General features: G+C 60.0%; 19 protein-coding genes and 2 pseudogenes. 7 read left to right on the top strand and 14 right to left on the bottom strand.

All coding sequences use genetic code 11. The features are described from left to right. Positions 1-118 precede the first annotated feature (118 nt). The 5 genes from F6X37_RS18605 to F6X37_RS18585 all read right to left on the bottom strand — a co-directional run bounded on the left by F6X37_RS18605 (position 119) and on the right by F6X37_RS18585 (position 4835). Positions 119-520, bottom strand: coding sequence for a hypothetical protein (locus F6X37_RS18605; protein WP_316251986.1), 402 nt, complete (start codon positions 518-520; stop codon positions 119-121). Positions 521-589: 69 nt separating this feature from the next. After that, positions 590-1180, bottom strand: a complete 591-nt coding sequence (locus tag F6X37_RS18600; protein WP_187612328.1) for a MarR family winged helix-turn-helix transcriptional regulator — start codon at positions 1178-1180, stop codon at positions 590-592. An 89-nt stretch (positions 1181-1269) separates the two neighbouring features. Next, complete coding sequence (locus F6X37_RS18595; protein ID WP_187612327.1) at positions 1270-2340, bottom strand: porin; 1071 nt, start codon at positions 2338-2340, stop codon at positions 1270-1272. 109 nt (positions 2341-2449) lie between these two features. Then, positions 2450-3442: an ABC transporter substrate-binding protein gene (locus F6X37_RS18590; RefSeq protein WP_187612326.1), complete on the bottom strand. Its 993-nt coding sequence runs from the start codon at positions 3440-3442 to the stop codon at positions 2450-2452. A 46-nt stretch (positions 3443-3488) separates the two neighbouring features. Continuing rightward, complete coding sequence (locus F6X37_RS18585) at positions 3489-4835, bottom strand: MFS transporter (RefSeq protein ID WP_187612325.1); 1347 nt, start codon at positions 4833-4835, stop codon at positions 3489-3491. 238 nt (positions 4836-5073) lie between these two features. On the opposite strand from F6X37_RS18585, the gene F6X37_RS18580 reads away from it, so the two are divergent. Beyond that, entirely contained in the window at positions 5074-6042 is a 969-nt protein-coding gene (locus F6X37_RS18580; protein ID WP_187612324.1) for a PDR/VanB family oxidoreductase, read from the top strand. Between the two features lie 304 nt (positions 6043-6346). Further along, positions 6347-6880: pseudogene (locus F6X37_RS37990) on the top strand (hypothetical protein); the annotation flags it as partial. Here F6X37_RS37990 and F6X37_RS18575 read toward each other — a convergent pair. Next, entirely contained in the window at positions 6781-7566 is a 786-nt protein-coding gene (locus F6X37_RS18575; RefSeq protein WP_187612323.1) for an IclR family transcriptional regulator, read from the bottom strand. The pseudogene F6X37_RS37990 and the gene F6X37_RS18575 overlap by 100 nt on opposite strands. Before the next feature lie 126 nt (positions 7567-7692). On the opposite strand from F6X37_RS18575, the gene F6X37_RS18570 reads away from it, so the two are divergent. Genes F6X37_RS18570 through F6X37_RS18560 form a run of 3 tightly spaced genes read left to right on the top strand, consistent with a single transcriptional unit; the run spans position 7693 to position 10109 of the window. Beyond that, positions 7693-9036 carry an MFS transporter gene (locus F6X37_RS18570; protein ID WP_410451381.1) on the top strand — a complete coding sequence of 448 codons (1344 nt, stop codon included), beginning with the start codon at positions 7693-7695 and terminating at the stop codon, positions 9034-9036. Positions 9037-9040: 4 nt separating this feature from the next. Then, positions 9041-9487 carry a type II 3-dehydroquinate dehydratase gene (locus tag F6X37_RS18565; protein WP_090810774.1) on the top strand — a complete coding sequence of 149 codons (447 nt, stop codon included), beginning with the start codon at positions 9041-9043 and terminating at the stop codon, positions 9485-9487. A 16-nt stretch (positions 9488-9503) separates the two neighbouring features. Continuing rightward, the gene (locus F6X37_RS18560; RefSeq protein ID WP_262419962.1) at positions 9504-10109 is read left to right on the top strand and encodes a cation transporter; all 606 of its coding nucleotides are present in this window, start codon (positions 9504-9506) and stop codon (positions 10107-10109) included. 9 nt (positions 10110-10118) lie between these two features. On the opposite strand, the gene F6X37_RS18555 is transcribed toward F6X37_RS18560, so the two are convergent. Beyond that, the gene (locus F6X37_RS18555; protein ID WP_184045046.1) at positions 10119-10391 is read right to left on the bottom strand and encodes a hypothetical protein; all 273 of its coding nucleotides are present in this window, start codon (positions 10389-10391) and stop codon (positions 10119-10121) included. 302 nt (positions 10392-10693) lie between these two features. Between F6X37_RS18555 and F6X37_RS18550 the strand changes: the two genes are divergently transcribed. Next, positions 10694-11509 carry a class I SAM-dependent methyltransferase gene (locus tag F6X37_RS18550; RefSeq protein ID WP_187612322.1) on the top strand — a complete coding sequence of 272 codons (816 nt, stop codon included), beginning with the start codon at positions 10694-10696 and terminating at the stop codon, positions 11507-11509. Between the two features lie 24 nt (positions 11510-11533). On the opposite strand, the gene F6X37_RS18545 is transcribed toward F6X37_RS18550, so the two are convergent. From F6X37_RS18545 to F6X37_RS18535, 3 genes are all read right to left on the bottom strand, one after another. After that, entirely contained in the window at positions 11534-11839 is a 306-nt protein-coding gene (locus F6X37_RS18545; protein WP_187612321.1) for an acylphosphatase, read from the bottom strand. A gap of 109 nt (positions 11840-11948) precedes the next feature. Beyond that, a complete protein-coding gene (locus F6X37_RS18540; RefSeq protein WP_187612320.1) occupies positions 11949-13037 on the bottom strand; it encodes a hypothetical protein in 1089 nt (362 codons plus the stop codon). Between the two features lie 22 nt (positions 13038-13059). Beyond that, entirely contained in the window at positions 13060-13500 is a 441-nt protein-coding gene (locus tag F6X37_RS18535) for a hypothetical protein (RefSeq protein ID WP_187612319.1), read from the bottom strand. A gap of 1014 nt (positions 13501-14514) precedes the next feature. Between F6X37_RS18535 and F6X37_RS18530 the strand changes: the two genes are divergently transcribed. After that, positions 14515-16149 (top strand): NADP-dependent glyceraldehyde-3-phosphate dehydrogenase, encoded by a 1635-nt coding sequence (locus tag F6X37_RS18530; protein WP_316251985.1) that lies wholly within the window; start codon positions 14515-14517, stop codon positions 16147-16149. A 162-nt stretch (positions 16150-16311) separates the two neighbouring features. Here the strand turns inward: F6X37_RS18530 and F6X37_RS18525 are convergent, their stop codons facing one another. From F6X37_RS18525 to F6X37_RS18510, 4 genes and pseudogenes are all read right to left on the bottom strand, one after another. After that, entirely contained in the window at positions 16312-16473 is a 162-nt protein-coding gene (locus F6X37_RS18525) for a hypothetical protein (protein ID WP_184061799.1), read from the bottom strand. A gap of 10 nt (positions 16474-16483) precedes the next feature. Further along, positions 16484-16660: a hypothetical protein gene (locus tag F6X37_RS18520; RefSeq protein WP_187612318.1), complete on the bottom strand. Its 177-nt coding sequence runs from the start codon at positions 16658-16660 to the stop codon at positions 16484-16486. Between the two features lie 317 nt (positions 16661-16977). Then, positions 16978-17424: an SRPBCC family protein gene (locus tag F6X37_RS18515; protein ID WP_018422638.1), complete on the bottom strand. Its 447-nt coding sequence runs from the start codon at positions 17422-17424 to the stop codon at positions 16978-16980. Positions 17425-17773: 349 nt separating this feature from the next. Beyond that, positions 17774-18138: pseudogene (locus F6X37_RS18510) on the bottom strand (transposase); the annotation flags it as partial. Positions 18139-18315 lie beyond the last annotated feature (177 nt).

The raw sequence follows: 18315 nt of genomic DNA, 5'->3' as shown, positions 1-18315 counted from the left end.
CGCGGTAAGCGCAAAAGCCCTCATCGCCCTCGTTTGAACTGAGCCATGTACAGTTAAAACGAGGGATTTTTTTATCAGCGCTTCCTTCTACGGGGCGCACACATGCGCCCCGATCTCGTTACCCGGCGAACGCCGCGAAGCGCCGCGAAAAATCAATCGCCCCGACGTTCTTCGTCAGCTTACCTAACGAAATATGGTCCACGCCGGTCTCGCCAATGGTTCGCAGCGTCTGCTCGGCCACACCGCCCGAGACTTCCAGCTCGGCGCGCCCTCCGATGCCACGCACAGCCTCGCGCATCGTCTCGATCGAGAAATTGTCGAGCAGAATCGCCGCGGCGCCCCCAGCCAACGCTTCCTTTAACTCATCGAGCGTCTCCGCCTCGACCTGCACGGGCACACCCGCACCCAATGCTTGAGTGGCGCGAAGCGTCGACGCAATGCCGCCGCCCGCCGCGATGTGGTTTTCCTTGATCAGAATGCCGTCGGTGGTCTGCCGTCGTGCCTGTCGTGGACCTGGCACGCCCGTCTATATTATTAGATCTATAATGAATATGCTACTCGGGAAGGACCTGAATCGCTGAGCTGCGCCTCAATCCTGATCGATTTCTTCGCCGCGTGCCGCGATCAGATTGCCCACTTCCCGCGTCGACGGAATGCGCAGCGCCGGGTTGTCCGACTCGGATTCGTCGCGTGCCATGTTCTCGATGATCGTCAGCAGAACCTTCCGCGCGACGTTGATCTCGGTGGTTTTCAGGCCCCTGACGCTAATTTCGTTGACTTCTTCCGCGAGCGGGACGAGCTTGTTTTTCAGGCTCCGGCCGCGCGGCGTGAGGTAGACGTGCGTGTTCTTGCGATTGCCGGGTTCATAGCGGCGCTCGACATACCCGAGCTTTTCCATTGCCGACACCGCACTGAATGTGGTGGGCGTGGTGGTGCCGGTCTCGTCGCTGAGCTCCTTCTGCGTAAGCCCGTCGGTGACCCATAGCACACGCAGATAAGCCCAGTGGCCGAACGAAACTTCATGCTGCGCCAGGCGCATTTGCAGACCGCGAATCATCGCGCGGCCTGCATCCTTCACCAGGTGAGCAAGACGATCATCCGGAACCGCCTCGCGCCAGTGCCGCAGGATGGGGTCCTCGCTCGCGCCCCCGCCCTTGCCCGAAGTACGTGCTGCTGCCATACCTTCCTCGCTGTTATTGTGACCAGACCGGTGACAATCATAGCGCTTTAGCCGGCGCGAGAGGCGCTGGAGCGCATCGCCTGGGCCGCTCAGAAGGTGTGGCGAATGCCCACGGTCACGCCCGCCTGGTCCATGCCTGGCGCAATGTCCACGCCTGTGCCACGAATACCGACGTTGGAGAATGAACGATTGGAGACATACGCTCCTTCCGCATACACGTCGGTGCGCCTGGACAGCGAGTAGTCGACGAGCAATACCCCCATCGTCGGGCCGCCGTGCGGATTGCGAAACTGCGTGTGATAGACGCTGGCGGAAATGGCAAGCGGCGCATTCACCCTCCAGGTCACGCCGCCCCAATAGAGCAGCGAGCTCGGCGGCACATCCGTATTGCGCGTGTTCAGCCAGCGCAGGCCGGCCAGCGTCGTGACCGGCCCGAAGTCGTACGACACGCCGAGCAGCGCGCGCTGCTGCGCATTGCTCTGTGTCGCGATCGAGGTGCCCTGCAACTGGTCGTACGTCAACCCGATGCTGAACGGCCCCCGATCGTACAGGACCGCCGCGCTCATTTCGCGGCCCACCTTCGTTGCGCCGGGCACGCTCCCACCGTTCGGAATCGTCGCGTCGAACCCGGTGCTGTACAGTGCCGCGAACGTGACGCCGCCGAGGTGCACGCCATAGCGCACCGAATTGTCCGCGCGGTTCACGAACTGGCTGTCCATGCTTTGCGCGGAATAGCTGGGGTTAAACGTCAGCGCGTCGTACTTGTACATCAGCTCGTAGAGCAGGTTTTGGTGACGTCCGAGCGTGAGCGTGCCGTACGGCGTTGAGACGCCAACGAATGCCTTGCGGCCGAACAGCCGTCCGTTCTGACCTAGCGCGCCGGTGTTCACGTTGAACCCGCCCTCCAGCGTAAACACGGCCTTGTAGCCGCCGCCAAGGTCTTCTGATCCCTTGAGCCCCCAGCGCGATCCGGCGAGATTGCCCGACTGTTCCCGGATCACCGAGCCCGTCTGACTGCCCTGGGGTACCCGATTGACGTACTCGACGCCCGCATCAACGATGCCGTAGAGCGTGACCGAACTCTGCGCATGGGCCGACGTGCAGGCGAGCGTCAGCAACCCGCCGCAGGCAAGCGGGAATGTGTGTCTCTTCATGATCATCTGTCTTCTGGATTACTGAGTATATTGGATGTATTGTCCCCTTCCGCGCATCCGTCGCGCACCCAGCGCCTGCCGGATGCGCGACGGCACGAACAACCGCCGCGAGAGGTCAGATCTTGAATCGCTCCAGGCTGGCCGGGTGGAACAGTTCGGCAGCCTGCAGGCGACGGCTCGACAATCCCTCGGCGTGGTGCTGCGCGAGAAAGCGGTCGATCACATGCTCGTTGTTCGCGAATCCGTACGACCAGAAGTCGTGCCCCATCAGACGCCGTGCATTGCGCAACTGGTCCTCGACGAACGGCAGCGTCACCTTGGTCGCCGAGGTGTCGCTCAAACGGGCCAGCGCCACTTCCTTCGATTGCTCGAACGCCTTCGCGATCGCGCCGGGCAGCCACGGGTGCTGATCCGCGAGCGTCTTGCGAATGCCCAGCGTGTGCATGATCGGGAAGAGCTGCCTGTGCTCGTACCATTCGGCGGCGCTTTTCTGCGGATCATCGAAAAGGTACTTGACCTTCGGATGCCCACGGTCGAAGCACGACGGCGCGCGCGGTCCGATCACGCCGTCAATCTCGCCTTCGGCCAGCAGGTTCGAGATCGTCTGCCCTTCGGGTGCGCTTTCCAGCACGACGCCTTCAGGCAGCTTGAGCGCAATCTTCTCCACGCGCGTCGGATCCTCGTAGCCGCCCCGCACCCAGCGGATATCCGACGCCTTCACGCCATATTCCTCTTCGAGAAAGAGCCGCACCCATACGTTGGCCGTGAGCTGGTATTCCGGCACGCCGATGCGTTTGCCTTTCAGGTCCTCGGGCCGGTCGATCCCACGGTCGGAACGCACGTAGACCGAGCTGTGTCGGAACGCGCGCGACGGAAAGACCGGCACCGCGATGTAGGGCGACGTGCCCGCGGCCATCTTCACCGAATAGCTGCTGAGCGAAAGCTCGCAAATGTCGTAATCGGCGTGCCGGAACGCACGAAAGAAGATTTCCTCCGGGTCCTGCAGCATGAACACCGGATCGACACCGTCGATCTGGACGTCGCCGTCGATCAGCGGCCGCATCCGGTCGTAGTTGCCCACCGCGATGGAAAGTTGAAGCTTGCTCATTCCTGCTCCTGTCTGACTGTCAAAATGCTTGCCGTCGCGTGCATCGTCACGCGCCGGATTGCTGTGCCTGCCGCTCGCGCGGCACGCCGAAGAAGACGGCGATGCCGCCGATGAAAACGAGCGCCGCCACCAGCAGGATGCCGGCCGAAAAGCTGCCGGTCACGCTCTTCACCCAGCCGAGGACGATTGGTGCGAAGAAAGCGCCCACCTGACCGAGACTGCTGATCACGCCAATGCCGCCGGCGGCCGCCGTGCCCTTCAGGTAGTTCGGCGGAATGGTCCAGATAATGGCTGCGGCCGCGAAATAGCTCACCGAAACGAGACTCAGGCACGCGATGGCGGCAACCGAGTTGTGCGTCAGAACCGTCAGGAGCACCGCGCCCGTGGCGCCCGCTGTCGTCGACAGCACGAAGTGCCAGCGGCGCTCGAGCCGCAGGTCGGAGCTGCGTGCGATCAGCAGCATGGCAACCGCGCCGACGATATAAGGCAGCGCCGACAGGAAGCCGATCTGCAACAGGTCGGAAACGCCCGCCTGTTTGATGATCGTGGGCGTCCAGTAGTTGAGGATGGTTCCGCAAATGGGCACCGTGGCCCAGCCCGCGGCAATCACGTACACGCGCGGGTCGCGCAGCGCCGCGAGGAGCGTGCTCGGCGAGTTATGCGGCTTGCTGCGACCTTCCTCGTCGAGCGCGCCGATGACAATTCGTTTTTGATCCTCGGTCAGCCACCTCGCATCTTGCGGCCGGTCGATCAGGTAGAAGTAGGCAACGACACCGGCAATCACGGCGGGGACGCCTTCAAGGAAGAACAGCCACTGCCAGTTGCGGAAGCCCCATACGTCCATGAAGTTTTGCAGGATGAAGCCAGAAAGCGGGCCGCCGACAATCCCCGCAACCGCGATCGCCAGCAGGAACCGCGACGTGATACGAGCGCGGCGCTTCGACGGGTACCAGTACGAGAGATAGAGGATGATGCCGGGCCAAAAGCCCGCTTCGGCCGCGCCGAGGAGCGTCCGGGCGAGATAGAACTGCCATGGAGCGGTCATGAACGCCATGGCAGTCGAGATGGCACCCCACAGCAGCATGATCCGCGTGACGGTCTTGCGGGCGCCAATGCGCCGCAGCAACAGCGTGCTCGGCACTTCGAGCAGGATGTAGCCGATAAAGAACAGACTCACGCCGAGCCCGTACGCCGCGTCGCTCAGCCCGAGATCGTGCTTCAGCTGCAGCTGCGCGAAGCTGACGTTGACGCGATCGAGATAGTTGAGGACCCAGCACAGGAAAAGAAAGCTCATTAGCCTTAACGTGATCTTGCGGTATGTCGCCTCCTCCGCCGCCGAGTCGGCTATGGCAGACAGGGATAGGTCCCCTGAGTGCAACGTTGAATGTGCCATGACTGAATCTCTCCGAATTTCACTCTGGATACCGGCCGGAACAGCGTCCCTCTCACCGTTTAATTAGAGCTCTAATATTCAGCTTACGGCGGCTTTATGTCGCTGGCAAGAACGGGTTTATACCGAGAGCAAGATCGCGAAAAATCGCGCGCCTTGACTTGCATAATTAGAGATCTAGTCATAATATGCAATCCATGTTGATGCAACGCAAGACTGGACTGGTCAGAAGGAGACAGACATGACGCCCCCATCGGAAGACGGTTTTCGTCGTCTGAACATTGCTGGCAAGGAGAAGATCGCCCGTGACATCTGGCGCTTTGAACTGACCGACCCGCAAGGCGCGCCGTTGCCGCCGTTCGAGGCGGGCGCGAACTTGACCGTCGTGGTGCCCAACGGTTCGCGACGCAGTTATTCGCTGTGCAATGACTCGCAGGAGCGCAATCGCTACGTCATCGCGGTCAAGCGTGACAGCAACGGACGGGGCGGTTCGATGAGCTTCATCGACGATACGGCCGAGGGCGACACCGTGGACGTCTCTTTGCCCCGCAACGAGTTTCCCCTCGATGAGCGCGCAAAGTCATTCGTTCTCGTCGCGGGCGGCATCGGTATCACGCCGATGTTGTCGATGGCACGGCAGTTGCGGGCGGAAGGCCTGCGCTCGTTCAAGCTGTATTACCTCGCCCGCGATCAGGAAGGCACGGCGTTCTTCGAGGAACTGACCAGCGACGAATGGCGTTCGGACGTGAAGATTCATCACGATCACGGCGACGCGTCGAAAGCATTCGACTTCTGGCCTGTGTTCGAGAGGTCGAAGTCGGCGCAACACGTGTACTGCTGCGGCCCGCAAGCGCTGATGGACACCGTGCGGGACATGACCGGCCACTGGCCGTCGGGCACGGTGCACTTCGAGAGCTTCGGTGCAAGCAATGCGGATGCGCGCGAAAGCACGCCGTTCACTGTGCGGCTTTCGCGCAGCGGCACGTCGTTCGACATTCCCGCCAATCGCTCGATCCTCGAGGTGCTGCGCGACGCCAACGTGCGCGTGCCGAGTTCGTGCGAAAGCGGCACCTGCGGCTCGTGCAAGACAGCGTTGTGCTCAGGGGAGGCGGATCACCGGGACCTCGTGCTGCGCGACGACGAGAAAGAAACGCAGATCATGGTTTGCGTGTCGCGTGCGAAATCCGCGGAGCTGGTTCTCGATCTTTGAGCATCGCGGGCTGGGTACGAACGCGTCGCATGAAGGCCTCCAGCGCACCCAATTAGAAAAGCCCCCGCCGAGGGGCAAAAATCCTTAAATGCCGTTCTGCATGCTGGTTCCGATTCCGGAAGTCCTGACGGCTGAAACCAGCATTTCCTGAGACGACATTCCTCCGGCGCCGATTGGACGCACGCACCGATCTCCATCGCATCGATTCATCGTCTATCGAAGGGAAAATCGTGGCGGCAACAGATCACTGCGTTCTGAGGTCGAAAAACTCGTTGGCCCGACGCGGGGCCGCGGGGCGTGCGTGCGCACGATCGCCGATGGATTCGAGTGGTCGTTTGGCTGGTCAGCCCCGGCCGCGCAACGGCTGCGCTTCCTGCTCGACTTCAGCTATCTGCGGCACGCGTCTGTATCGACGACGTCGATCTATCTGCACAGTGACGAAGTAAAGCGGGCACGGCAGATGAGCGACGTGTTTGCTGTACGAAAGCGAAGTCGCTTCGATGGAAGCGTGCTATCCCGGTGCCAACCAGACATAACGCCGCGACGGCAAGTCGTCGTGGCCGCCTTTGTCAGCGGGTTTTGGGGCGAAGCCCGAGTGCGATGGCAGCATGGCACCCGACCGTTAGTTGCGCATCCGACAGGAAGACGTTCGGTCATCTGCGCCAACGTATCGGAGACCGCAGTTCGGCGCGAAGCGGACGACGTTCGCCGGTCGGATGGCTTTACACGTGTGTCTCGTCATCCCTTGCCGAGCGGCGGCCGACTCGGGAATCCCGCCATATTGCTTAGCTGGGCCAGTTCATTCGCCGCCTCGCGCAGCAGCATCGAGTACTCGTGAATCTTCTCGGTCGTCAGCCGCACCCGCGGACCGGCCAAACTGATGACGCCGACGCAACGCGAGCCGCTCACCACGGGCACCGCCACCGCTGACATGCGCGGGGCAAACACCTCGTCGATCATCGCGTAGCCACGCACGCGCGCAGCGTGCAGGAAGCCCAGCAGCGCCTTGAGCGTCGTCGGCGCATTGGGTCCAAACTCATTGGGCTGTCCAAAACCCTGCTTCAAAACCAGTGCCGCCGCCTGTTCGTCAGTCATTGTCATCAGCCATGCGTGTCCGGTCGACGTGCATGAAAGTCGTGCTGCGTGGCCCATGTCAGGATCGTAGCGAAAGCCGATGCGCTGTCCGTCCGCCTTCCCCACCCAGATGATTGCTTCGCCGTCCGCCAACGACAGCCGCGCCAGTTCACCTGTCTGCGCAGCGACGCGTTCGATGATCGGCTGGGCGATATCCGCGATGCCCGTCAGGCTCAGGAATTCCAGCCCGTTCGACGTCATACGCATTGTCAGAATGTAGCGGCTGTGATCGACCAGTTGCCTGACATAGCCGCCTTCGATGAGCTCGGCGAGCACGCGGTGGCACGTGCTGCGGGGCAGGGACAAAGCGTCGGCAATCGCCAGAAGACCCGCGCCTTCGGCTTGCGTCGCCAGGAAATCAAGAATTCTCAGGCCGTTTTTGAGCGACATTTCGCGTGATTTTCATTATGTGCAATGCAGTTCCGGTGCGGAACGCCTAGCTTTCCGAGCGCAAACAATAGCACTTGTTCGTCGCCAGAACGAACGGTTCGACATATGAGGAATTCAGGAGACAACATGTCATTTTTTGCTGATTCAGGCCTTGCCGCGGAACAACAGTCCGCGCAGGCTCACTTGATGGCGCGTCGGGCGGTGGCAGGCGCAACCGTCGGAACCGCGCTCGAATGGTTCGACTTCGCGCTGTATGGTGTGGTCGCGGCCACGATCTTTCCAAAGCTGTTTTTCCCATCGCTGGACCCGACCGCCTCGTTGCTCGCGTCGTTGGCTAGTTTCTGGGCAGGGCTGGCCGCACGCCCGCTAGGCGCGGTGATCTGCGGGATGCTCGGGGACCGTTGGGGACGCCGCAAACTGATGCTTATCACCGTGTCGGTAATGGGAGCTTCATCGTTCCTGATGGGGCTGTTGCCCACTTACCACCAGGTTGGCATCTTCGCGCCGACGTTGCTGGTGACACTGCGCATCATCCAGGGATTCGCGCTTGGCGGCGAGTCGACGGGCGCGCAACTGATGGCGGTCGAGCATGCGTCTGCCAACCGACGCGGTTGGTATTCGGGCCTGCTTGGCATCTGCTCGCCACTCAGCCAGATTCTCGCCAATTTCTCGCTCTTTACACTGGCCGCGTTGCTTTCATCGGACGACTTCGACTCCTGGGGATGGCGAGTCCCGTTCCTCGCAAGCTTTGTGCTGGTGCTGCTGGGCATCTACATCCGCAGGAAGGTTAGCGAGACACCGGCCTTCGAGGCGCTCAGGAAGAGTGGCTCGCCCACACGCGCCGCCAATCCGCTAGGCACCGTTTTCAAATATCACTGGCGCACCGCGCTTCGCCTGACGCTGTTCTTCTGTGGCCCGGCCGCACTGTTTTATCTGATCGTGGTTTTCTCGCTCAGCTATCTGACGAAACACCTCGGCGTACCAAAGCAGACCGGTTTCATGCTGCTGATGGTTGCGAATGTCTGTGCCATCGCGGGAGCGCTGGCGGGCGGTTATCTGAGCGATCGGATCGGACGCAAACGTGCGCTGATGATCGGCTCGTTCTGCACGCTGATCTGCTGCCTGATCTACTTTCCGATTCTCAACCAGAACTCGATCGCCATGACGATGTCCGTGATGGGCGCCTTCCTCGGCTTCACACAGTTCCAGAGCGGCATCCAGCCGGTGTGGTTCGCCGAGTCGTTTCCGACCGATGCGCGCTACACGGGGTCCGCACTGTCGTACTCGGGAGCCAACCTGCTTACCGGCGGCCCGATGCCAATCGTCGCCGTGGCGCTGCTCAATGCCTTTAACGGTTCCCCTTGGGCCATCGTAGCGGTCTGCGGCTCGCTGAACCTGATCTCCTTCCTGATGATCGCAATATCCCGGGAAACCAGAGACACGGCCCTGGAACGCTCTTCTACACACTGACACCATGACTCGCAAACTCTACATCCTCAATGGCTCCAACCTGAACATGCTGGGCGCGCGGGAGCCTCATCTTTATGGCAGCACGACGCTGAAGGACATCGAACAGAACTGCCTCGCGCTGGCCGACGCCCTCGAGTTCGACTGCGTATTCCGACAAACGAACAGCGAAAGCGAGTTGATCGACTGGATCCAGGAAGCGTTCTTGCAGGACGCCGCGCTGATCATCAATCCAGCCGGCTTTTCATTCGGTCGGATTCCGGTGCTCGACGCAGTCAAGCTCATCCGCCGACCAGTAGTGGAATTGCATATCACCAACATCCATCGACGCTCGGAGGAATATCGTCACTCGACGATTTCGGTGGCGGCTACCGCGGTAATTTGCGGGGCTGGCGCAAACGGATACTTGCTAGCAATCCGCGCGATTGACGATCTGTGGGGCAACCAGACCTGAGCCGGCTCCTCTATTCATGAAGCACGCGGGCTCCTCGATGGAGCCCGAGTTCGGCTGGGGCGTCTTCTACGCAGTGGTGGTTGCCACGTTCGCCTTCGTCATGTTCTTGCGCGAGCGGCGCGTGAATCGCGCGATCGACTCCGAGCTGATAGGGCTCGACATCAAGAGCTGGCTGATGTCGGCGTGCGTCAGCGCGGCGCTGTTGCTGGCGCTTTCGATTGCATGGCTGCTCGAACGAATCGGGCACGGCCACCTGACACCGTACATCGACCCCAGCGTGCTCGCACTACTGACGCTCGTCCTGATCCCGATGCCGATCGGAACCGTGATCGGCGCGGTCAAGGAAGTGTTGCTGATCACGCCGCCGGATCTGGAGCGCGAGCTGCGCGACCTGATGCAACAACTGACCGCCGACTACGGCTTCGTCAAGCACTCGCACTACGCGACGCGCGTCGGCCGCGGCCTGTTCGTCGAGGTGCATATCGTGTTGCCCGAGGCGATGGAGCACGCCGGCGTCCGCCGGCTCCATCAGATCCGCGACAGGATCTCGCGCGCAATCGGCGAATCGGGCCCGGACCGCTGGCTGACGGTGGCGTTCATGCGCGACCCGCGCTGGTTGTAACTTTCGCGGCTAGTCCCCGAACGGGTTGTTGGTGTCCTTCACTTCGGTACTGAGGTTGTATTCCGCACGCATGGCCTTGAGTACGCCCTCGATGTCGCGCTCGAAGCCGATCGCGTTACCGAAGTGGGTCATGTTCCAGTTGCAGCCTGTCTTGTCAGCCTCTTGCAATTGCGGCCGCGGCACGCGAATCTTCACGCCATCCTCGACGATTTCCTGCAGTCGATGGATTCGCCGACTGACCTCCTGCTGAAGCTGCGAGGCATTAAGCGTCTTGCGTATCATCCAGGTCTCCTCCCGGTTGCTCGAGCCAGTCTAACGCAAGTGATGCGTTTCGCGACCTGGCGCTGAAATGCGAAGTGCCAGAGAGAAAGCAGGCGTATCGGTTCGTGGGGGTGCGTCAGCCAGCGCCGACGCGCGCGAAAGTCTGGCGGCTTTAGACGACGTTGGTTGTGCGTCGCACCACACATTCGTTCGCTTTCTCCGTCGCCGGCCTGGATTGTTTCCCCGATAGCCAGACATACGGATTACGAGGAACATAGGCATGCGCTAAAGGTTGCCAACGTGTAAAACCGATGGGGGTAAGCATGGGACAACTCGACTTCAGTACCTTCGAGCACGAAGGTTGGGAGCGGGTCGCGCAGGCCTATCATGAGTATTTTGGCGATTTGACCGCCCAGTCGAATCAGGCCATGCTCGAGACCCTCTGCATTCGGCGCGGAGCCCGTTTTCTCGACGTCGCCTGCGGCCCGGGCTACCTCGCGGCGGCCGCCGCGCGCAGCGGCGCGGATGTCGCCGGCGTGGATTTTTCGGTCGCGATGGTCGACAAGGCGAGACGCGTCTTTCCGGCACTTGAGTTCCGCGTCGGCGACGCGGAGGATTTGCCATTTCCCGACGCAAGCTTCTCGGCAGTGGGGATCAGCTTCGGAATGTTGCACTTTGCGCACCCCGAGCGCGCACTCGCGGAGGCGTTTCGTGTACTGCAACCTAACGGCAGAATCGCCTTCACGGTCTGGGCGACACCGAACAAGGCGGTTGGCTTCGGCATGGTGTTGAAGGCGATCGAGGAGCACGGGACGACCGACGTACCCGTCCCGCCGGGACCACCCTTCTTCCGATTCAGCGATTGGGAGGAATCGAAGCACCTGTTACTCGATGCCGGGTTCGTCCAACCGGAGGTGCGGGAGTTGGACCTCACGCTCGTGCTTCGTGCTCCCAATACACCTTTTCATGCACTCCTGCGTGGTGGCGTGCGGGTTTCCGCGTTGCTACACGCGCAGACGCCGGCCGCGCTAGCGTCTATTGAACGGGCCGTCGCACACGAGGCGCAGGCGTATCGCAGCGATACTGGGGACCTCAGGCTTCCGATGAGCTGCGTTCTGGCTTCCGCACTCAAGCCTTAGGGCGAGCGGGCTGACTCAACTCACCTAGACCGTCGCGGCGAGCTTGAATTCATCGAACCTGGCTACTGGTGGCGATAGTTCCTGGACTTCCAGACGGTCCACCAGAGCTGCATGCGCACCGTCAACCAGCCAATGGCAGATTCGCTCGAGTTCTTCAGCGTGTCCTTGCAACACAGCCTCGACCGAACCGTCCATCCGGTTGCGCACCCAACCCGTGATGCCTCGAGCCGTGGCCTCGTTGATGCAAGCCTGCCGGTAACCTACACCCTGCACGTGGCCATATACCCTGACCAGTCTGGTCCGTAAATCGGTATCGAACTGTGGCGTCATGATGCACGTAACTCCAGGCCGGATAAGACGCAGCGCAATTGCCTCTGGACGCTGTCGCTGTCAGTCCGGAAGCAAAAGCTCTGCTCGACACGAATCGCGGGTTCGACAGTCAACCTCCGCGCACCTCGTCGGTTTCGCCTGCCGAGTCTGTCGCCTCCCAATCCGCCTTCGTCGTTGCTGCTGGCGTCACCGGCTTGATACGTGTCCACCACGCGGTATTTGCCGGTGCATGGAAGCGGAACTGCGTGCTCCATGCCGCCCAGAACTCCCGCTGTGCGGCCTGGGACGTCGGGAGAACAAAACCTAACTTCTCAGCGAGTGCCGGCAGATAGAGGTCAAACGTTGATTTGACAACGTCGCCCCAGCTTCTTGCCTCAAGAATCGCAAGCCGATACGCAATTGCCGCAATGGCGGCCGCAATCGCAGCGTTCTGAAAAAGATCCGCCAACAGGTAATTACCGGCCAGTCCGTCGGCAAGCCAGATGTCAATCGCTCGCACCAAGGTAAAGATGGACGTAAAGGTACCCAGAACGACGAGTCCGACCAGAAAGTCAACTGGAGCTCTCGAATCCGCAATGATTGCTTGATAGTCCTTTGGGATGACTGCAAGAAGACGCGGCCATACGAATATGCTGTCAACCTTATAGACTTCGCTCGAGTAACCCTCGAATGCACGCAACGTGTTCCCAAAGGCCGTAGGAAGAACGAGATTTTCATGCCGGGGGAAATCACGGGCGTTCCGCTCCTGGTTGCGGTACAGCCTCGCCCTTACGGTGGCTCGGTTCGATTCAGCCTTTCTGTATTCCAATGATTCCTTTGAGGCTTTAAGCCGCTCGATTGTACTGTTCTCTGTAGCGAGTTCCGTACGGAGGCGTTCTATGAGGTCCAGCTGACGATTGCGGCGATTTCGCTCATCGCGCTTCCAGGCCTCGCGATTGAATGGCCATTTGTATCCTTCGAGGACCTGATAAAACCAGTTGTTCAATACCAACAGGATCAGCGATAGGACCCATACGATGATGAGGAAAGAGAACAGGCTTCCAACCTTGTCGCTGTCCGAGGTCGCTTTGTGTAGCAAATCGCAAAATGCCGGGATATCGGCGTTTGCCGCGAGAAAGCCTGTAAAGCCAAGCAGGGCCGGCAAAAAGAAGCCGAGGATAAATGCTTTGTCCAGCAGTTTCGATAGGCCCGAGAGCATCGGAGATTATCCCTTGGCAAGTTCAGCGACGCACTGGCGGTGGGTTGTCGTCATCTGGGTCCTGCTGCGACTGTCCCGGAAGACCTCCGAATTGAAGAGCCCGGTGAACGGCATTCAAATCGATGCTTGCCAGTTTGCTCGGCGGCGTTGCTGAGCCGGAGTCGTCCACAAGATGTTGATAGAGGAAATCGACAACCGCACTGAGGGCATTGAGGGCGCTCGCGTAATCTCGTGCAATTGCCAGGTCGTGGACTTCTACGGCCCGCCTCATCACCAATTCGCGTAGTGGTTCCGGAGCTGATTCGTATTGGCGAGCAAACGCGGCGTTCCGTTTGATCTCTTCAAGCCGGTCGATCGCTTTTGAGGCACTACGGCGGGTCTGCCCCCTAGGTACATGCGTGGCGCTGCGCCCGACCACTTTTGTCAGCAGTTCGACGATTTCACGAGATGAGTTTTCTTTCATCCTGGCTCTCCAAGGGGAAAACACACTCGCTCCCCAGCCCCGCCCGGTCGTCAATGCTCGAACCGTTACTCGATGTTAGTACAGCTGTTCGGTAGGAGGAAACAGTATATCGGTGCGCACGCCGCAGAAGTGTCACGTGGACTTCGCAACAAGTGAACTATCGCCGGGTTCCTCGCTGCCTCGCACATACGGTTGGTCAAGCGAGCGGCACAGGACAATCCCTGAACGCTTGCCGGGCAATGTTCAAGAACATGCGGGCGCACTTCTGCGCAGCGAAATGTTGGTTTCGGACCGTCGCTGCCCGGTCAAAGTGTAGGGTGAGTCCCACCATCGAGTCCATGTCGCCACTGTCACGCGAGCATTCAACGCCTACGCAGCCCGTTAGCGGCACGCTTGCCTGACAGCCCCTCCGTCGGCACGGTCTTTGCATCCAGAAACTGCGTCAACCGGAGATAGCCATGATGCGATGTTTTGCGGACTTCGCTCCCAAGCAAGCGCTGCGCGGCAGTGCAGCCGTACTTGCTGCCACCATACTCCTAACAGCATGCGGGACGGGAATGGCGGCATTCGCCGGACTGCTTCCGAAATCCGACGGGGTAGCGACCGCAGTGACCGCTACGCCGTTGGTCGAACTGCAGACCACGATGACGAATCTAATCGAATCCGGTTACGAGGACATTTCCGCAACTGCTGACTAAGCTCGCCCGCAAGCTCGGCGGTGCCGCGCCGCGCCACGTGATATCACTGTCGGAACCGACTTCACCGTTCATCAGGTGTTGAACACGGTTCGTCTTCAACTCTGTTCTCTGCCATTAGCTATGCTTCTCTCTGTGTCTTGCGCCCGCCGCGAAGCACAGCCACCAAACACCGGCACAGTCGCTTGCGCACGACCCAATGATCGGTCCGACAGGTACCGTTACGTACCAGCGGGTAGGCGCGGTCGCATTGATTGCGTTCGAGCAATGCCCAACACCTGGCGGACCACCGCGTACTGCACGAACATAGGAGCGAAACGTGGCAAATATTGACTTCGAGAACCTCTGGCAGTTGTTTCCAGTCACCGACGATATTCCCGATTCCGCCCGCCTCGCGGAGCCGATTCATCAGCGCGTCTCGCTCGTCGATGGAGAACTGAAAGCATGGGATGGCGCCTGCAAGAACGTGCAGTCGCCAGTCTGCGTGCGACAAGCCTCCGGCGACGCTGAACAGGTCGTAATTGGCAGTTATCCGGTCATGGGCGAGGTCGAGAGCGATGCCGCGCTGAACGCGGCCGTGCGAGCCTACGATCACGGCCGCGGTGAGTGGCCAACGATGACAGTCGCGCAGCGCATCGGCTGCATGCAAGACTTCATTCGTCTCATGGCGGCCAGGCGCCATGAGATTGTGAATCTGATCATGTGGGAAATCGGCAAGAGCCTTGCCGATTCGCAGAAGGAGTTCGACCGCACCATCAGCTATATGCAAGACACTATCTCGGCGCTAAAGGAGCTAGACAATAGCAACTCGCGCTTTGTCATCGCCGAGGGAACCATCGGCCAGATTCGCCGCACCCCGCTGGGCGTCGTACTGTGCATGGGGCCTTACAACTATCCGCTGAACGAAACGTTCGCGACGCTCATTCCCGCATTGCTGATGGGCAACACCGTCGTGTTCAAGCCGCCCCAATATGGCACGCTGTTGTTCTTTCCACTGCTCGAGGCCTTCCGCTCCGCTTTCCCGAAAGGCGTCGTCAACACGATTTATGCACCGGGTGCGGTGGTGGTGCCACACATGCTCGCCTCAGGAAAGATCGACGTGCTTGCCCTCATCGGCTCAAGCAAGGTTGCAGACCACCTGAAAAAACAGCACCCAAAGTCGCATCGGCTACGCGCCGTTCTCGGCCTTGACGCCAAAAACGCCGCGATTGTGTTGGCTGACGCCGACATAGACCTCGCCGTGAAGGAATGTCTGCTCGGTACGTTGTCGTTCAATGGTCAACGGTGCACAGCGCTCAAGATATTGATGGTGCACCGCTCGATCGCCGATACGTTTCTTCAGCGCTTTAACGCAGCGCTCAAAAATCTCAAGGTCGGCATGCCGTGGGAACAGGGTGTGTCCATTACACCGCTGCCGGGGATGCATCGCACGGCCTACATGACTCAGGCAATTGACGATGCGAAAGCGAAAGGCGCGGCGGTCGTGAACGAAGGTGGCGGCGTGTTCTGCAAAACTCTTTTCTATCCGGCCGTGGTGTACCCCGTGAAGGAAGGGATGATGCTCTATCGTGAGGAGCAGTTCGGACCGATCATCCCAGTCGTGCCGTTCGATGACATCGATACACCACTCGAGTATGTCATCACTTCGGACCACGGTCAGCAGGTCAGCATTTTCGGCACCGACGCTGCCCAAATTGGCTCGCTGGTCGACCCGCTCGTCAATCAGGTGTGCCGCGTCAATCTCAACAGCCAGTGCCAGCGAGGCCCAGACGTCTTTCCGTTTGCCGGCCGCAAGGATTCTGCGGAAGGTACGCTATCGGTCACCGATGCGTTGCGCGCGTTCTCGATTCGCTCCATGGTCGCGGCCAAAGAGACCGACCTGAACAAGACGCTGCTCGATACGATGGTCACGAATCATCACTCGAAGTTCGTGAACACCGGCTTTATCTTTTAGCGGCTCGATGGGTATCGAGCAAGAGTCCCGGTGCGGAGGTTCAGCGCGCGATGCCGTAAAGGTCAGCGCATTGCGCGCATGGTTGAGTGAAAGGGTCCATTCGTCAGTTGGGGCGATTTCGCACGACGTCCGGCCAGTCGATGCCCGTAGAAAAGCATAGGTTTAAAAGCGACGAATATTTGCGACCTGCTCGTATTGTTCCACACCGACTACGACTCGGTACTCCTGCATCAGCCGGATGAGCGCCTGCGACGCCCTGGAAATCACACCGTAGACTTCCAGCTGCTCGGCGTGCACCAGCGCCTGCCCCAAAGTCATGGCCACGTCAGTCCCCTTATTGCAGTTGAACAGCGAGCAAGTCGTTGGCGAACGCGGGTCGGGCGGAGGCGAACTCCATCAGGTCGAGGAAGCCCTCGCTGAGCGCAAACTCATGCAGCGCATCATCGCCGCTGTCAGCTTTGATGCGACCGTAGCTTTCGACCATTTTCAGGTCGGTAATCAAGTACATCATCTCAACCTCTTTCTGTCTGGGAATGCCCCGAGTTGTCGCGCTCATACCTCGACGGAAAGAATGCGCCCCGTCGGGCCGTTGTCGTCTCATGCTTCGGTCCGAAGAGTACGTAGCGTGGCTTAATTCAAGCTTAAACAATGCCAACGATGAGAACGCCTCGCCGCAACGGAGATTCGGCGGCGCCCAGTCGGAAAACCTCGGGGAATAGCATTCAATCCGTCGCGAAGCGGTTGAACGCTGGACGGTCGTTTGGCGGGGAGAATAAAGTGCTCTCGGGTCACTTGCTCGATGGCGGAGCAAGCGGCTGTTATTGAATGTCAGTCCGCAATCTCCGGCTCGACCAGCTTCGCCAGTTGCGCGAGCGACTCCTGCCAGCCGAGGTAACACATCTCGACCGGAATCATCTCGGGGATGCCTTCCTGCACGATGTTCAGTTCGGTCCCGCACGACACCTGCCGCAACGAAACGGTCGTGTGCATCTGACCGGGCAGATTCGGGTCGTCGAAATGGTCCGAATAGCGAATCTTTTCGAACGGCACCAGTTCGATGTACTCGCCGCCGAACGAGTGCCCCTTGCCCGAGCCGAAGTTATGAAACGACATCCTGTAGGTGCCGCCGACGCGCGCATCCATCTGATGCACGTCGCAGGTGAAGCCATACGGCGGTAGCCATTTCGCCATCGCGGCGGGTTCGAGGAATGCGCGATAGATACGCTCGGGCGTCGTGCGCAAAACACGGTGGAATTTGACGGTTCCGGTAGCCATGATGAGTATGCCTTTAACTGGAGGGGTTGAACATACTGTCACGACGCGCCCGCGTTGCGGGAATCGACACGCACGAGACCAGGCAAAACCCGTAGACGGTTGACACTCGTTTAGCAGATGTATCGCCCCTTACGGACTGCGTTGCGGTCGAAGCGTCCCCGGTCGCCATAGCGTCCCCGTCCTTTTTAGATGATCGATGATTGCAACGCATCAGGGACCGCCGGCCTACGCCGGCCATTGAAGTCCGGATGCATGGCTGCAATCGTTACCTTCAATCCGTTGCAAATGAGAACTTGGCAAGCCGGGGGCGTCCATGCATGGTGTATAGGCAACTTGATGAGCAGGGACTTCAGGCGGCGAGTTTCTGCTGAACCGGTTGATCGTCTTTCACCGGTTCGCCATCCCTGAAGGCAATGCCTTCCAGCAACAGCTTGATCTTTTCGGGCCCTTGACGCGGCGCCAGGCTTTCTCGGCTTCCTCGATCAGCTTGAATGCCAGACCAAGGAAGGTGGGTCGCGACACACAGTTGCGCGTGCGCGTCGTACGGTGTCGCACCGTCGCGAACGTCGACTCAATCGCATTCGTGGTCCGCAAATGCTGCCAGTGCTCAGCCGGGAAGTCGTAAAACGCCAGCAGGCTTTCCCGGTCCTTCTTCAACGTTTCCGTTGCCTTCGGATATTTCGCCGCGTAGACCGTCACGAAACGATCAAACGCGCCTTCCATTCGCCATTCGAGGTCTTTGCCGCAACACTTGCTTCAGCAGCTCAACCTCAAGGCTCTAAACATTAAATCCGCCGTTGCGCTTCGACCTTGAAACCGCCGTTTACGTACGGCCATAAAACATAATTCGTATTACGTTTAGGCAATACCCGCTGAATGATGGCCGAAACT

Source organism: Paraburkholderia sp. 31.1 (assembly GCF_014397645.1).
GTDB classification, from domain to species: domain Bacteria; phylum Pseudomonadota; class Gammaproteobacteria; order Burkholderiales; family Burkholderiaceae; genus Paraburkholderia; species Paraburkholderia tuberum.
Note: the sequence above shows the minus strand (reverse complement) of the source record. Positions and strands in the feature narration are given on the sequence as shown.

Coding starts and splice junctions, on each gene's coding strand:
- F6X37_RS18540 (WP_187612320.1), bottom strand. CDS start 13,037: ATGCTCTCGGGCCTATCGAAACTGCTGGACAAAGCATTTATCCTCGGC.
- F6X37_RS18575 (WP_187612323.1), bottom strand. CDS start 7,566: ATGTCGCTCAAAAACGGCCTGAGAATTCTTGATTTCCTGGCGACGCAA.
- F6X37_RS18565 (WP_090810774.1), top strand. CDS start 9,041: ATGACTCGCAAACTCTACATCCTCAATGGCTCCAACCTGAACATGCTG.
- F6X37_RS18520 (WP_187612318.1), bottom strand. CDS start 16,660: ATGATGTACTTGATTACCGACCTGAAAATGGTCGAAAGCTACGGTCGC.
- F6X37_RS18515 (WP_018422638.1), bottom strand. CDS start 17,424: ATGGCTACCGGAACCGTCAAATTCCACCGTGTTTTGCGCACGACGCCC.
- F6X37_RS18560 (WP_262419962.1), top strand. CDS start 9,504: ATGAAGCACGCGGGCTCCTCGATGGAGCCCGAGTTCGGCTGGGGCGTC.
- F6X37_RS18590 (WP_187612326.1), bottom strand. CDS start 3,442: ATGAGCAAGCTTCAACTTTCCATCGCGGTGGGCAACTACGACCGGATG.
- F6X37_RS18535 (WP_187612319.1), bottom strand. CDS start 13,500: ATGAAAGAAAACTCATCTCGTGAAATCGTCGAACTGCTGACAAAAGTG.
- F6X37_RS18600 (WP_187612328.1), bottom strand. CDS start 1,180: ATGGCAGCAGCACGTACTTCGGGCAAGGGCGGGGGCGCGAGCGAGGAC.
- F6X37_RS18550 (WP_187612322.1), top strand. CDS start 10,694: ATGGGACAACTCGACTTCAGTACCTTCGAGCACGAAGGTTGGGAGCGG.
- F6X37_RS18555 (WP_184045046.1), bottom strand. CDS start 10,391: ATGATACGCAAGACGCTTAATGCCTCGCAGCTTCAGCAGGAGGTCAGT.
- F6X37_RS18585 (WP_187612325.1), bottom strand. CDS start 4,835: ATGGCACATTCAACGTTGCACTCAGGGGACCTATCCCTGTCTGCCATA.
- F6X37_RS18545 (WP_187612321.1), bottom strand. CDS start 11,839: ATGACGCCACAGTTCGATACCGATTTACGGACCAGACTGGTCAGGGTA.
- F6X37_RS18595 (WP_187612327.1), bottom strand. CDS start 2,340: ATGATCATGAAGAGACACACATTCCCGCTTGCCTGCGGCGGGTTGCTG.
- F6X37_RS18580 (WP_187612324.1), top strand. CDS start 5,074: ATGACGCCCCCATCGGAAGACGGTTTTCGTCGTCTGAACATTGCTGGC.
- F6X37_RS18570 (WP_410451381.1), top strand. CDS start 7,693: ATGTCATTTTTTGCTGATTCAGGCCTTGCCGCGGAACAACAGTCCGCG.